This window comes from Rothia nasimurium (assembly GCF_928381705.1).
Taxonomy (GTDB): Bacteria; Actinomycetota; Actinomycetes; order Actinomycetales; family Micrococcaceae; genus Rothia; species Rothia nasimurium_G.
On record NZ_CAKMSR010000013.1, the window covers coordinates 61,668 to 75,753 of the forward strand.

General features: G+C 62.9%; 17 protein-coding genes. 1 reads left to right on the top strand and 16 read right to left on the bottom strand.

Annotated features, from left to right (window positions below; translation table 11 throughout):
- Positions 1-25 precede the first annotated feature (25 nt).
- Positions 26-235 carry a hypothetical protein gene (locus L6762_RS10520; protein ID WP_237187192.1) on the top strand — a complete coding sequence of 70 codons (210 nt, stop codon included), beginning with the start codon at positions 26-28 and terminating at the stop codon, positions 233-235.
- Between the two features lie 96 nt (positions 236-331).
- Here L6762_RS10520 and L6762_RS10525 read toward each other — a convergent pair whose 3' ends face one another.
- From L6762_RS10525 to L6762_RS10600, 16 genes are all read right to left on the bottom strand, one after another.
- A complete protein-coding gene (locus L6762_RS10525) occupies positions 332-2,479 on the bottom strand; it encodes a cytochrome c oxidase assembly protein (RefSeq protein WP_237187193.1) in 2,148 nt (715 codons plus the stop codon).
- A gap of 29 nt (positions 2,480-2,508) precedes the next feature.
- A complete protein-coding gene (locus L6762_RS10530; protein ID WP_237187194.1) occupies positions 2,509-3,861 on the bottom strand; it encodes a Dyp-type peroxidase in 1,353 nt (450 codons plus the stop codon).
- Between the two features lie 109 nt (positions 3,862-3,970).
- Positions 3,971-4,627, bottom strand: coding sequence for a copper chaperone PCu(A)C (locus tag L6762_RS10535; protein ID WP_237187195.1), 657 nt, complete (start codon positions 4,625-4,627; stop codon positions 3,971-3,973).
- Between the two features lie 34 nt (positions 4,628-4,661).
- On the bottom strand, positions 4,662-5,273 hold the full coding sequence (locus tag L6762_RS10540) for a copper resistance CopC family protein (protein ID WP_237187196.1): 612 nt from the start codon (positions 5,271-5,273) through the stop codon (positions 4,662-4,664).
- Between the two features lie 43 nt (positions 5,274-5,316).
- On the bottom strand, positions 5,317-5,892 hold the full coding sequence (locus L6762_RS10545; protein ID WP_237187197.1) for a hypothetical protein: 576 nt from the start codon (positions 5,890-5,892) through the stop codon (positions 5,317-5,319).
- 134 nt (positions 5,893-6,026) lie between these two features.
- Entirely contained in the window at positions 6,027-6,314 is a 288-nt protein-coding gene (locus tag L6762_RS10550; RefSeq protein ID WP_083090531.1) for an HU family DNA-binding protein, read from the bottom strand.
- Positions 6,315-6,393: 79 nt separating this feature from the next.
- Positions 6,394-6,699 carry a 30S ribosomal protein S14 gene (gene rpsN / locus L6762_RS10555; RefSeq protein WP_237187198.1) on the bottom strand — a complete coding sequence of 102 codons (306 nt, stop codon included), beginning with the start codon at positions 6,697-6,699 and terminating at the stop codon, positions 6,394-6,396.
- Between the two features lie 3 nt (positions 6,700-6,702).
- Positions 6,703-6,873, bottom strand: coding sequence for a 50S ribosomal protein L33 (gene rpmG, locus L6762_RS10560; RefSeq protein WP_185173514.1), 171 nt, complete (start codon positions 6,871-6,873; stop codon positions 6,703-6,705).
- A gap of 2 nt (positions 6,874-6,875) precedes the next feature.
- The gene (rpmB, locus tag L6762_RS10565; protein WP_083090534.1) at positions 6,876-7,112 is read right to left on the bottom strand and encodes a 50S ribosomal protein L28; all 237 of its coding nucleotides are present in this window, start codon (positions 7,110-7,112) and stop codon (positions 6,876-6,878) included.
- A 544-nt stretch (positions 7,113-7,656) separates the two neighbouring features.
- Positions 7,657-8,472, bottom strand: coding sequence for an SGNH/GDSL hydrolase family protein (locus L6762_RS10570; protein WP_237187199.1), 816 nt, complete (start codon positions 8,470-8,472; stop codon positions 7,657-7,659).
- 41 nt (positions 8,473-8,513) lie between these two features.
- Positions 8,514-9,587: a siderophore-interacting protein gene (locus L6762_RS10575; RefSeq protein ID WP_237187200.1), complete on the bottom strand. Its 1,074-nt coding sequence runs from the start codon at positions 9,585-9,587 to the stop codon at positions 8,514-8,516.
- Entirely contained in the window at positions 9,580-10,419 is an 840-nt protein-coding gene (locus L6762_RS10580) for an ABC transporter ATP-binding protein (RefSeq protein ID WP_237187201.1), read from the bottom strand. The genes L6762_RS10575 and L6762_RS10580 overlap by 8 nt, the downstream gene beginning before the upstream one ends.
- A gap of 4 nt (positions 10,420-10,423) precedes the next feature.
- Complete coding sequence (locus L6762_RS10585) at positions 10,424-11,494, bottom strand: FecCD family ABC transporter permease (protein WP_237187202.1); 1,071 nt, start codon at positions 11,492-11,494, stop codon at positions 10,424-10,426.
- On the bottom strand, positions 11,494-12,534 hold the full coding sequence (locus L6762_RS10590; RefSeq protein ID WP_237187203.1) for a FecCD family ABC transporter permease: 1,041 nt from the start codon (positions 12,532-12,534) through the stop codon (positions 11,494-11,496). The genes L6762_RS10585 and L6762_RS10590 overlap by 1 nt, the downstream gene beginning before the upstream one ends.
- A gap of 12 nt (positions 12,535-12,546) precedes the next feature.
- Positions 12,547-13,599, bottom strand: coding sequence for an ABC transporter substrate-binding protein (locus tag L6762_RS10595; RefSeq protein WP_237187204.1), 1,053 nt, complete (start codon positions 13,597-13,599; stop codon positions 12,547-12,549).
- A 136-nt stretch (positions 13,600-13,735) separates the two neighbouring features.
- Positions 13,736-13,951: an Eco29kI family restriction endonuclease gene (locus L6762_RS10600; RefSeq protein ID WP_237187206.1), complete on the bottom strand. Its 216-nt coding sequence runs from the start codon at positions 13,949-13,951 to the stop codon at positions 13,736-13,738.
- Positions 13,952-14,086 lie beyond the last annotated feature (135 nt).

A 14,086-nucleotide genomic window follows, 5' to 3' on the forward strand; every position in this document is an offset into this window, starting at 1 on the left:
CCTTTACGATGTTTGGAGGCTTCTGATGACCCAGCACACTGCAGCTCCCTCGTCATCGCCCCTGTTTGAGAAAATCTCTCAGATTTCTGCCCGCCTAGAGCAGGTCAGCCCGCTGAGTGGTCCGATTCCCACCGTCCCGTCGGTAAGCAGCCAGGTGGCCTCCGGCGGCACCCGTTTTGCTGAGCCCGCTGAGGCAGACACCCAGCCCGTTCAGCCCTGGAGCCAGGCCTCCTAGCGCAAAACCTCATAGGGGATAAAGACAGACGAAAGCCCGGGCAGGTACCTGCCCGGGCTTTCGTCTAGTCAGATGCGCCCTACCCCTCGCAGAGATCTAGCGGCGGGCGTCCTTTTCTGCCAGCTGCGCAAACATGTCGTTATAGGCGTTGAGCTCGGCGTCCCCATCGCGGTCAGCCTGGCGGTCGATGCGCTTTTGTATCTTCTTATCGTTCATGGACCACTGCACCGCCACCGCAACGGCAATAATCATGGTGGGTATCTCGCCGATCGCCCACATGAGCGAGCCACCCAGCTTCTGGTCATCAATGGCAGGTAGGCCCCAGGGGCGGCCCAGGTTACCGAACCAGGAGGCCTGTAGCAGGGTGTCCATCTGCATAATCGAGATACCCACAAAGGCGTGATAGCCCAGGGTCGCGATAATCATGATAAGGCGCATGGGGTAGGTGGGGCGGTTGGGAATGGGGTCGATGCCGATGAGTACTAGGCTGAAGATATAGCCGGTTATTAAAAAGTGAATCAGCATGAACTCGTGGCCCACGTGGTAGCGCAGCATCACCCCGAAGAGGGGGGTGAAGTAGACAATCACGATCGACCCGGCGAAGTTGACGGCCGCGAAGATGGGGTTGGTAATCACCTTGGACCAGCCCGAGTGCACCAGGCGCAGAATCCATTCGCGGGGCCCGCGGGTGCCGTCCTGGCGGGGTTCAAGGGCTCGCAGTAGCAGGGTGACGGGGGCACCGAGTACCAGGAAGATGGGGCAGACCATGGTCAGGAGCATGTGTTCTACCATGTGCACCGAGAAAAGCACCATGGAGTAGACAGCCAGAGCCCCGCAGGTGATGTAGAGCAGCACGAAGAGACCCAGGAACCAGGAAAGGGCACGGGCAAGGGGCCAGTGGCCGCCTGCACGCCGCACCTTAATCAGCGCCCAGAGGTAGGCGAAGGCGGCGAAGCTGATGAAGGCCACCCAGAACCAGTCAAAACGCCACTGGGTAAACCACTCGGCAACATGCGGTTCTGGCGGCATGTCGTAGAGGGTGATGATGCGGACGGGCTCGGCACCGGCATCCAGGGTTTCGGGGGCGGGAGGCGGGGTTCGAGAAAGGGAAACAGCTAGGCCACTGGTTGCGCCCATCAGCACCAGCTCGCAGGCAATGGCATACCAGAGGCCCCGGGCGGCGCTGGTAAGCCCGGACTGCATCATGGGTATCAGACGCAGGCGATACACCACGCCGAAGGCACCCAGCACCAGGGTGAGCATTAGCTTGGCCAGTACCAGCGCCCCGTAGGTGGTCGTAAAAAGATCCCCCAGGCTGTTCATCCGTACCAGGGCGTTGACCACGCCTGAGAGCACCACCAGCACGAACCCGAAAAGGGCCAGCACGGAATAGCGGCGCAGCACCGCTACAGCCAGGGGCACACGACGGGCGGACGCCGATGCCGCACCCCGCTGCCCCTCAGCCAGAGTGCCGGTGCCCGCGTCCTCGCCGGTAATGTCGCGGGAGATAAAAGCCAGCACCATGAGCCCACCGCACCAGAGCACCACACCGAGCAGGTGCAGGCCCAGGGAGTTCACCGCGCCCATGTGGTCATCACCGCCCGATGAGTGGCCGCCCAGGGCCATAGCCACGATGCCGACCAGCGACAGGCCCAGGGTCAGCAGCAGACCGGTGAGTGAGCGCACCGCAAAGACCAGGGTAGCTACGGTGGCAGCCACGATAATGCTGGTTGCCTCCTGCTTACCCGAGTCGATGGTGGTGATGTAGCTGATGAGTTCCGAGGTGTAGTCAGCTCCGCCCGACGGTGAGCGACCGGAAATATCTGCATAGCTGAAAATGAGCACCGCGATGGCGGCGATAGTCCAGGTAATAGCGGCAGCGGACGCCAGCGTCAGGGTGCGGGTAAAGGCCGGGTGCTCGGTGCGGTGCAGGTTTTTCTGCCGCTGGGTCGCGTCGGTGACATGAGCCATATTCACGCTCACACGGCCGCGAGCAGCATCCACGAAACGGGGCACCAGCCCCAGGGCGAAGACAAGGGAGCCCATGGTGGCTGCCATGGAGAAGTTCTGTAGACTCTCAGCCACCGGCAGGCCCCAGCGCACCAGGGCACCGGCGTCCGCTAGGTCGGTACCGGCGTTTGAGCCGGTCACCAGCAGGCTCAGAACGAGAGCCAGCAGGGAGGCCACCGGGAAAGCCCAAATCCAGCCGCCCTTGAGCCCGCGCTCCGTCTTATGTGCCGCCATGTCTATACCTGATTCCTGTCGATGATGGTTTAGCTAAAAAGTCCTTCGCCCACGAAGCCGCCTTCGCGAGCGCCGGCGGGTAGGGCAAAGACCGCTGAGCCGATGGGTACCGTCCAGGTGTTGAGCATATCGAGCTCGGCCAGGCGCTGCTGGATGGGGAGGAACTGCTTGACGGGGTCTGCCTGGTAGGAGCAGAAAATCAGGCCGGTAGAGCTCACTCCCCCGCTGACCTGCTGGTGTTCTGAGAAGCCCGACGCGTTCTGCACCGGCAGGTCGTAGTTGTAGCCCCGGCGCAGGATTTGCTCTACCCGGTTTTGGGCGGCGGCGCGGCGGATATGGGCGTAGGGGGCGATGACGGTAAAGCCCAGCTCGTTCGTTGCAGAAAGGTCAGCGGGGTCGCGCTCTTCGGTGCCGGTGAGCGGGGCACCGTTCGTGAGGTTGCGCCCCACGGCGTCCTCACGGGCGGGGCGGTCGGCCTGGTCCCAGGTATCGAGGTTCATGTGGATGCGGCGAATCACCAGGGAGGTTCCACCCGCTTCCCAGGGGGTCAGTTCCTCGTGATTGCCCCAGACATAGGATTCCATGGTTCCGTCACCGGTGGAAGGGTTGATGGTTCCATCGACCTGGCCGAAGAGGTTGCGCATGGTCATGCCGTCCGGCTCACTACCGTAGGCACGGCGGAAGCCTTCTTGCACCCAGCGTACCGAGGCGAAGCTCCGGGTGTTTTTGAGCAGGACGCGTTGGGCGTGGGCCAGGGTGAAACGGTCCGAGCAGCAGATTTGGAGGAGCATATCGCCGTCGTTCCACTGGTCTTGGAGCTGGTCAATCTGTTCGAAGGCGGGCAGGGGGCGCAGCCAGGAGGGTTTCTTCTCGGGGGCTACGATATCGAAGATACGCTCCCCAAAACCAAAGGTGATGGTGAGGTTAGCCGGTACGGTTGCGAGTTCCGGTTCTTGGTCGGTGATGGGTGCCCGCCCTGCGGTGAGGCGGGCGGCGTCGTCGGTGAGCACGGTGAGCAGGCGGCGGACGCCGTCGCGGTCGAGTCCCGTGTTGAGGGTCAGGGCGATAAAAACGCCGTAGCTGGGGGCGGGGGTGTCGATGCCCGCCTGGCGGGGGCCGTAGAAGGGGACGACGGCGTCCTGTAGGGGCGGGCTGGTGGGCTCTTGTTCCCCCTCGTCGTTCATAGCTGATGCGGCATATTGGCTTGCCAGGGTGGCAGCAACGCCGGTTCCTACCCCCAAGGCCCCGGCAAGAGCTACACGCCGGCTGGTACCGCGGGGGTGTGCCGTCTTTTGGCTCCCGTTCATTTTTTCTTCTTGCTGAGGGGCATCCTCTGCACCGCTCAGGGCCCGGGTGAGGTCTTCGTCAAATGAGCTGGTCATGTCTTCCTTGGGTGGCGAGCTCCACCGCCCGTCTCTTGTAGGGGGCGGACGACGGAGCACGCCGGTTGCTACCTACCGGTAGCTAAGGGTGGGTGAGGTAGCTGGTGCCTTAGTTGCACTGGGGCAGCACAGCGGCGGCTGATTCGCTGGCGCTGGCGTGGTCTGAGTGCATGGAGTGGTCGGTGGACTCACTTGCTGCTGCATCAGCTGCGGTGCTCGCGGCGTCACCGGGGGCGTATTCTTCCTGGGCACCGGCGTAGTCGCGCACGGTAGCTTCAAAGCTGACCTCGCCCGCTGAGGTCTGCAGGGTGATCATGCTGCTGGTACCTGCGGCGAGGGCACAGTTCATACCCATGAGCATGATGTGGTCCCCGCCGGGGGCCAGTTCGAGGGTAGCACCGGGCTCGATGGTGAAGCCACCCTCTACGGCCTTCATGGTGCTGGTTCCGCTCGTTGGGTCGATGACGGTGGTGTGCAGCTCAACCATGCTGGCGGTTGCGTTGCTAGCGCCCTCGATGGTGATGGGGGTGTCCCCGGTGTTGGTGAGGGTGGCAAAGGCTGCGGTCATATCGCCGCTGTTGGCCTTAATCCAGGCTTCCTCGACGGTCAGCGGGGCGCTACCCTCGCTTGCAGAGGCGCTAGCGGTAGCGCCGGTGCTTGCACTTGCGGTGCTGGTTGCTGAGGTGTCGGCGCTGCTGCAGCCGGTCAGGACCAGCAGGGCGATAGCGGGCAGGGCGAGGGCAGGTAAAAATTTCTGTGATGACATGGTGCTTCTTCTTCGAATGCGAGGGGTGGACGGCTTACTTGCGCTTGGTCTTAGCCAGCACGACGACGAGGGCTGAGCCCAGGGCTGCTACTGCCACAAGGGCCAGCACGACCTTGAGGGGGGTTGAAAGCCCCTGGCCTGCCTGGCTTACAGGGTCACTAGCTGCAGGGGCGCTAGTGCCGGTGTTTTCTGCTGAGGGTTCAGCCGCACCGGTGGTTGCAGCCTGGGTGGTAGCGCTCGTTGCGTTGCTGCCCTGGCCCACGGTGTAGGTGAAGGTTCCCTGGATGGGGTGGCCGTCTGATGAGACAACCCGCCAGGTGACGGTGTAGGTGTCATCGGCAGCGGCGGTGGCCAGGTCCTGGGTGACCACGGTGCCGTCCACCTCGGGGTCTCCATCGGTGACGCTTTCACCGGCGGCGTTGGTCACGCGCACCTGGTTGGCCCCGTCCACGTCCATGATGTCGCCGCTGTAGGTGAGTTCTAGGCTGGCGGGTGCTTCGGTGAGGGTTGCCCCGTCAGTGGGGTTGGTGGAGACCAGTTCGTCGTGGGCGGCAGCCGGGTTTATGCCCAGCAAGCTACCTGCGGCGAGGGCCGCTGTGGCCACCAGGGTACGGGTTATGGGTGAGGCTGTACGAGCCTTAAACATAGGAGTGTCCTTGCTTGTCGAAAATGTAGGTGGTGTTTCGGAGTTAGGCAAGGACGGGCGGGCCGCGGGGGGCGCGGCAGGTTCTGGCGAGCAGGCTGACCAGGTGGGTGGCAGTAGCGGCGACCGGCAGGGTGGGTACTCCCAGGAGCGGACGTACCCGCACAGGTTCTAGACGGGCCCGCACATAGCCCAGCAGGGCACGCAGAGCTAGAAGTAGATGCTCCCCGTAGGCGAGCAGAGCAAAGGTAATAGCTGCCGCCAGGGTATGCCCGGCCCACATGGCAGGCCCGGCGTGAGCCAGTGGTTCTAGATAGGTAGCTCCCATCAGGAGCTCAGACCCGTGATGGTTATGGCCGGTCGATACAGGAGCCATAGGCTGGCCGTGGCTGTAGAGGGCGTGCAGGATCCCCTGACCTGCCAGGACGCCGAGGGCCAGGCTGGTGCGGGGTAGTTTGAGTCTCGTCACGCCGAGGGTCAGCAGGGCTGCTAGTGAAGTTGCAAGGGCCAGGACGAGCGGGTGGGGCAGGTGCCCACCGGCTAGCAGGTGGGAGGTGGCGCCTAGGCCGGTGGCGCTGCTGGCGATGAGCCAGGAGCGGGCTACCTGGTGCCCTCGGCGCATGGTTCCTCCCCTGCATGTGTGCGGCTTGTGTCTTGCCTGCCTATTATCTCACAGCCGGGCTGTTTTGGCTCTGCTGGTATAGCAAAAGGGCCACCCCGTAAGCGGGATGACCCTTTTAAAGTCTGTTCAAGAATTTACTTCTTGGTGGAGACTGCTGCCTTCAGCTTTGAACCTGCGGTCAGCTTAACACCGTGACCTGCGGGAATCTGAATGGTTTCGCCGGTCTGCGGGTTGCGACCGGTACGAGCTGCACGGTCGGTGCGCTCAATTGCCATCCAGCCGGGGATGGTGATCTTCTCGCCCTTAGCAACAGATGCTTCGAAGACCTGGAACAGTGCGTCGAGCACACCGTTCACTGCTGCCTGGCTGGTGCCAGCCTTCTCTGCAACCTCTGCAACGAGTTCGCTACGGTTCTTAGCCATTGAATGCTCCTCCTGAGACTTTCAAAAAGTGAGTGGCTGGGTTAGCCCTGTCCACAAGGCTAACCGTATCAGCTACAGATTACCAGCTTGACTTGGTAACACCGGGCAGCTCGCCACGGTGTGCCATCTCGCGGAAGCGCACGCGGGAGATACCAAACTTCTGGAAGGTACCGCGGGGGCGGCCGTCGATCTGGTCGCGGTTGCGAACGCGAACGGGTGAAGCGTTGCGGGGCAGCTTCTGCAGGCCTACGCGGGCTGCTTCGCGCTCTTCGGGGGTTGCGTTTTCGTCAACCAGGGTCTTCTTCAGTTCCAGGCGCTTTTCAGCGTAGCGTGCAACGATGACCTTGCGCTGCTCGTTGCGAGCAATCTTGGACTTCTTCGCCATTGTTTAGCGCTCCTCTCGGAAGTCAACGTGCTTGCGGACAACGGGATCGTACTTCTTGAGAACCATACGATCGGGGTTGTTGCGGCGGTTCTTACGGGTAACGTAAGTGAAGCCGGTGCCCGCAGTGGACTTAAGTTTGATGATAGGACGTACGTCCTTAGCCTTTGATGCCATGTTTAGATCTTCTCTCCGCGTGCAAGGATGTCAGCAACTACTGCGTCGATACCACGTGCGTCGATAACCTTGATGCCCTTTGCAGAGACGTTCAGGGTTACGTTGCGACGAAGTGAGGGTACGTAGTACTTCTTCTTCTGTACGTTCGGATCGAAACGACGCTTGTTGCGGCGATGCGAGTGCGAAATGCTGTGTCCAAAGCCGGGAACAGCTCCGGTCACCTGGCAGACAGCTGCCATAGTTTTCTCCTCCAAATGTTGACGAAATGACGGTACGCAGTTGGCGTTCGCCAGTTTTCTGGCGATCAGCAATGGGCGTCCCGTCACCTATAGGTAGAGCACCGGGTTATTCTCCAAGGCTAGAGTGTTTGAGACTCCACATCGGGTGAGAGGCCGATGGGAATCCCCGCCGCGGGAAAAACGGTGAAGCTTAGGTGTACGAGAGGTGTTGCCACCACTACGAACAGCCTTAAAGTCTAGGTAATTACGGGATACCACGCAACCTATGAGGCCAATAAAAAGCTTGCGTCAGCCGGTGCTGGTGCTACCTGCTCCGGTGTGCGCAAGCTGCTTTTCATAGACTCATTGGTGCGTTTGAACCTCTATCAATTCTACCGGGCTTTTAACTTTTCGCAAGTCATCTCAGGCTTTAATCCGCGGTTTTCCGCCCCTGCCACGCGAACCTGGGCGCCGGCGTCCGCCCCTGCCAACCGGGTAAATTACACGCGTGTAATCTTAAGTGTGATGTTAACAGCTTAAGTCTTTTAATCCCGGCGCCCACCTGTTAAAGGGCGGAGTCAGCTTCTTCCGACAGCACGTCAAAGCGGGTCCAGGTGGGGTACTTGGGGCTGATATTGTCTCCGGAGCTGGTACCGCGCAGGCGGCGGCCAATCCAGGGGACCACAAATTCCCGGGCCCATTTAGCGTTATCTAGGGCCTCTTGCACCCGGGTTTTGTGCAGGGGCGCGGGGATGACGGGGTCGCCGATACGAATGTTTTCGGCGCTCAGGGTTTCCAGCACCCGGCGGGCGGTCAGGGTATGGCCGGCGGCGTTCATGTGCAGGCGGTCAGGAGCCCAGTAGCGCAGGTCTAAAAGCTCGTGCATGCGCCAGTAGTCCACGACGGTGACGCCGCGGTCATCTGCCACCTCGCGCAGCAGCTCGTTGAAGAGGGCAACCCGGGCGCGGTTACCGCTGAAGAATCCCTTGGGGCCGGGGTCAAAACCGGTCATGGTAAAGACTTCAATGCCCTCATCGCGTAGGGTCTTAAAGGCCTCGTCATAGCGCACCATCAGGGCATCAACGTCGAAGCCCGGGCGCAGGGAGTCGTTACCGCCGCCCACGAGAGAAACCAGGTTGGGTTTGAGCTCCAGGGCAGGTTCTAGCTGCTCTTCGATAATAGGCACGAGCAGGCGCCCGCGAATGGCCAGATTGGCGTAGGCGGCTTGGGGGTCTGCCAGCATGAACTGCTCGGCCACCCTGTCGGTCCAGCCGCGCACCCCGTTGGGGCGGTCGGGGGCGTCGTCCCCCACCCCCTCGCTGAAGGAATCTCCCAGGGCGACGTAACGGATAGATTCATCTTTTCCAAGAATCGATATCATGCAGACTAGGCCTTTCTCTAGCAGGTGGGTACCAGGCCACTCTACCCCTCGGCCTGCCCCGCCTTCCAGTACCCCATAAAAGAGATGCTTTCTTTGGGCAACCCGGCTTCGTTCACGCAGATACGGCGCAGGGTTTTCACCACCGTTGATTCACCGGCGATTAGCACGTAGGTGCCGGTGGGGTTTTCTGCCAGGTGCCAGAGGGGGCCATCCGTCTCCCAATCATCGGAGGGGGCAGCGGCTGGAGTAGGTTCGAGGGAGCAAGTCGTACGCAGGGCGCGGGTTAGCTGGTGCCCGCGCATCTGGCCGGGGGTCCGGGCCAGCACGTGCAGGCGGACGCCCGGCACCCGCTGGGTTGCCTGCCGCACCTCGGGGAGGCGGTCGAGGGCGTCCTCGGCGCCGGGCACCTCAAGGAACACCGCCCCGGTAGCTTCAGTAGGTAGGGAACGCAGAATGGAGAGCAGGGCGGGCGCTGCGGTTTCGTCGCCGAGCAGGAGCAGGGAGGACGCCGCACCGGGGTTATAGGAGGACCAGAGGGTAGAGCCACGCAGGGGTGCCAAGATAGAAACCTGCTGCCCCACCTGTGCCTGTTCAGCCCAGGCTGAGCCGGGCCCGCTGGTTCCCTGGGCGTCGGTGTGCAGGACGAAGTCCACGTCGATTTCAGGCTGCAGGCCGGCGGGTAGGTCACGAGCCAGGGGTTCTAGGTCGGCCTCAGCAGCCGGGAACATGCCCAGCAGGGGTGTCTCGTCCAGCCCGACCGAGGGTACCAGCCGGGAATTGCTCACGGTGTAGGTGCGCATGTACCCCCGCTCTGTTTCGGGGGCCGAGAGCCACCGGGTCCGCCAGGAGGTATCGAGCTCAATCATGGTGGGGCCGCTTGCTCCGGTGGGCGGGATTAAGAGTTTGATGTAGGCGTCGTAGACCTGACCCGTGCCGTCAGAGATAGGGGCGGCAGCGTGCAGCAGAGACCGGCCGGTCAGGGAGACCCGAACAAAGGAGTCCGTCAGCTGCTCAGCACGGGAGACGGTAACGGGGAAGACCCCGTACTGGTTGATGGAGCGTTTGACTTCACGGCGGGTAGAAGGGCGAGGTGCGGACGAGCGGGGCTTAGGCACGATTCTGCCCTGCCAGGTTTTCTGCCTCTTGGTTTGCGGGGCGGGCGTGGGGAACCACGACGGTGGAGCCGTCGCCCAGGGGGTCGGCGACCGAGGCCCGAAGACCGAAGATTCGGTGTAGGTTCTCCCCCGTCATGACCTCGGTAGCGGTCCCGGCTGCGGCGATTTCCCCGCCCTTCATGGCAACCAGGTGGTGGGCTATGCGGGCGGCCAGGTTAAGTTCGTGCAGCACCATAACCATGGTGGTTCCGCGGCGCTCGTTGATGTCGGCCAAAAGGTCAAGGAGTTCAACCTGGTGGGCCAGGTCTAGGTAGGTGGTGGGTTCATCCAGCAGCAGGATGTCGGTGTCTTGGGCCAGGGCCATGGCGATCCAGACGCGCTGGCGCTGGCCTCCGGAGAGTTCGGTGACCTGCCGGTCAGCCAGCTCCAGGGTGTTGGTGGCCTCCAGGGCCCAGGCGACTGCGGCGTCGTCCTCCCTAGTGTTGCCGCGAAAGAGCCCCTGGTAGGGGTAGCGGCCGCGGGAGACCAGGTCAGCCACGGTGATACCTTCGGGGGCGATGGGGCTCTGCGGCAGCAGGCCGACCATGCGAGCAAATTCCTTGCCGCCGTAGGAGGCGACCGGTTTGCCGTCCAGGGTAATCTCGCCGCTGCTGGGTTTGAGCAGGCGGGAGATACCGCGCAGCAGGGTGGATTTACCGCAGCCGTTGGGGCCGATGATGGCGGTAATTTTTCCTGCGGGGATGCTCAGCGAGAGGTCTGGCACGATGGTGCGGTCGCCATAGCCCAGGCGCACGTGGGTGACGGTGAGGTCGCGAGGCGTTACGGTTTTCACGAGCTTAGCTTCTTTCGGGTGAGCGGGTCAGCAGCCAAATGAGGGCGGGGGCGCCGAAGGCACCGGTGAGGACGCCGGCGGGCAGGTTGATACCGCCGGGCATGAGGTTGGAGCCGATAAAGTCGGCGAGCACGACCAGACTGGCCCCAACTAGGGCAGCGGCGGTGAGGTTGTGGCGTCCGCCGGTCAGGGCCCGGGCGATAGGCCCGGCCATAAAGGCAACGAAGGCCAGGGGGCCGGTTGCGGCGGTGGCAACGGCCACCAGGAGTACGCCCAGGGCGATGAAGCCGGGGCGGACGGCGCGGGTCGGCACGCCCAGCCCCAGGGCCAGTTCTTCCCCTACCGCGGTGGCATGCAGGGGGCGGGCGAACAGGATGAGGGGCAGCAGGAGGGGTAGCAGGAGAAGGGCCAGCAGGCTGATACGGTCCCAGTTAGCGGTAGAGAGGGAACCTGCCAGCCAGTGGGTCAGGGTCTGGGCGCTGGTGGTTGAGGTGCGCGAGAGCAGGTACTGGATAAAGGCTGATCCCAGGGCCGAGATGCCCAAACCGACCAGGATAAAGCGGTTGCCCGCGCTCCCGTCCCCTGCTGAGAGGGCCATAATGACTAGGACGACAGCCAGGGCAACGGCGATAGCGAGCAGGGTGAGTGGCAGCCCGCCCAGGCCCAGAAAGACAATACCGATGACGGCCCCCAGGGCAGCCCCGTTAGATACGCCGATGATGTCGGGGCTGGCAATCGGGTTGCGCAGGAGCAGCTGGAAGATAGCCCCGCCCAGGCCGAAAGCTGCCCCGGCCAGGGCACCGAGGACGGCGCGGGGTAGTTTTTCTTCCATGACGATGTAGCGAGCCCCCTTGGCGCTCTCGATAGTTCCGCCGCCAAGGATGGTGAAGAAATCGGGGATAGTCACGGTGTAGGAGCCCAACAGTACGCGCACCGCGCACACCGCAATCAGGGTCAGTGCAAGACCGACGATGGCGAGGGCTGGGCGGCGGCGGGCACGGGCGCGGACGCTGGCCACTGTTTGGGTGGCACTTTGGGCAGCGCCCCGAGGCTGGGGGCTAGGTAGGGTCGGCATTAGAGGTTAACCGCCTTACCGCGTCGTACCAGGTAGATAAAGACGGGTACCCCCAGGGCTACCATCATGACGCCCACCTGGATTTCCTGGGGTGGGGCGATGACGCGTCCGGCTGTATCCGCCAGGATGAGCAGGGCTGCCCCGAACAGGGCGGAGAGGGGCAGAAGCGCCCGATAGTCGGCGCCTGCGAGCGCACGCATGGCGTGCGGGGCGAGCAGGCCGAGGAAGGCGATGGGGCCGGTGAGGGCAAGGGCGGTGCCGACCAGCAGGGTGATGCCGCCGGTGATGACGAGGCGGCGGGCAGCAACGTTTTCGCCCAGGGAGGCTGCCATGTCATCGCCCAGGGCAAAGCTGTTGATGGTTTTGGCTCCGGTAAGAACGATGACGGCCCCGATAGCCAGTAGCGGGACCGCTACCGCCAGGTCAGAGAGGTCGGCCCCGGCGACGGTTCCAATCTGCCAGCGGCGCAGGTTATCGAGGGTGGCCTGGTTGGTTAGAATCAGGGCGCTGGTGACCGCTCCTAGACCGGCGGTGAGGGCTGCGCCCATCAGGGCTAGTTTGATGGGGGTTGCTCCCCCGGTACCGAGTGAGGCCAGGGCGTAGACGGCAAGGGCTGAAGCAACCGCACCGATAAAAGCCCAGAGGGCAAAGGCCGCTGTGGAGTCGGCGGCAAAGAAGGTGATACCGGCTACCACCGCGCAGGCTGCCCCCGCGTTGATACCGAGGATTCCGGGGTCCCCCAGGGGGTTGCGGGTGATGCCCTGGAGCCCTGCCCCGGCAAGCCCCAGGCCTGCGCCCACGACCCCGGCGGTCAGCGTCCGCACCGCCCGCTGGGTGAGCACTGCTGCGTCCGCTCCTGCAACCTGCCCGCCGGCCAGGTAGTCCAGCAGGGTGCCTGAGCTGATGGGGCGGGCGCCCAGGGCAAAGCTGGCGAGGGCTGCCCCCGCAAGGAGCAGGCCCAGCATGAGGGACAGCGCCAGTAGCCGCCGCGCTCCCCCGGTGGGGGTAGCACGGCGGCTAGAGGGATGCCGGACGGGCACGGAGGTCACCGGTTAGGACGCCTGGCTTGCGTCGATAGCGGCTGAGAGCTTGGCTAGGGTTTCGGTCTGGTTGATAGCCCAGTCCAGGGAGAGCGGGGACGCTGCCGAAAGGGCCAGGGAGATAGCGGCGTCGGTTTCAACAACCAGGCCGCCGTTCGCTACGGCGGGCATCTGGGAGAAGAGGGTGTTGCTCTTGATGGCTTCTTCGTCGGAGTCGCTGGTGCCCCAGGCCCAGACCAGGTCTGACTGTACTTCGGGCAGCACCTCACCTGAGATGGTCATGAAGAAGGCGTCGGCTTCGGTAGCGTTCTGCTCGATGTAGGGGGCGATGTTCATGCCCAGGGAGGTGAGGAACTGGGAGCGGGAGTCGCTCGCTACGTAGGCTGAGAGGGTCTGTGCTTCGAGGTCGAACATGCCGGCGACGAAGGTCTTACCTGCCAGGTTGGAGTACTTGGCTGCGGCGTCGTCGATGGCCTTGTTGGTGGACTCGATGAGGGCGGCGCCCTCGTCGTCCTTCTGGAGCATGGCGGCGGCCTGATTGATGACGTCCTCCCATGAAGCGGCGTAAGCGCCCACGTCCTCGGGCATAGCAACGACGGGGGCGATGGCGGTGAGCTTGTCGTAGACTTCCTGGGTCATGTCGCCGTAGACGGAGAAGATAGCGTCGGGGGCCAGGGTGGCGAGGGCTTCGTAGTCGGGGCCGTCGGTTTCGTCGTAGGTCACGGGGGCGGTGCCGCCGAGTTCGGCCAGCTTGGCGTCGAACCAGTCGGTGGAGCCGTTGGCGTTGGCGCCGTAGGTGACCACGGGGGTACCGGCGGGTACTACGCCGAGGGCCAGGAGGACGTCGGGGTTCTTCCAGAAGTTCACGACAGCAATTTTCTGGGGTACCGCGGTGAAGGTGGTCTCGCCGAAGGCGTGCTTGACGGTGTAGCTCTCACCTGAGGCTGCTGAGCTGGTGCTGCTGCTTGAGGTGTCGTTGGAGCCGGTGGTGCATGCTGCGAGCAGGCCGGTGAGGGCGGTAGCTGCGGTGGCCTTGAGGAAGGCGCTACGAGTGATGGCGACCATGGTCTTGTGTTCTCCTGGGAAGGGTGTTCCGTTCTATAGGGCTATCTATAGAACTGCTTAGGCGACCCTAAGCCAAGAATAACACTATCTTTTGTTTGCGTATTTGTGCAAACGCTAGATGGGCTACCAGAAATCCCTAGGGCAGATAACGACGAAGATACTCCTGCACAACAACTTCTAGATAATTTTGAGTCTCATCACGCGCAGTAAGATCAGTTGCCCACGGACGCCCAGGGTGAAGAGTATCCCATTTAGGTCTTTGCATGTTCGCTCGACCACTGCCGGGGGCATGGTTACCAAAACCATCCAGCTCAGCATTCCATACGGGCTTATGCTCACGAATAGCAATCACCTCAGCCAATGAGGCTTATTCAAAAGTAGACACGCACCCCACACCCACCAACTAGACAACGGCCCCACCCGCGGCAAAAATATGAGCGTTAAATCTCTACAAATAACCTCAAGCCATACCGGACAAGACCGTTGC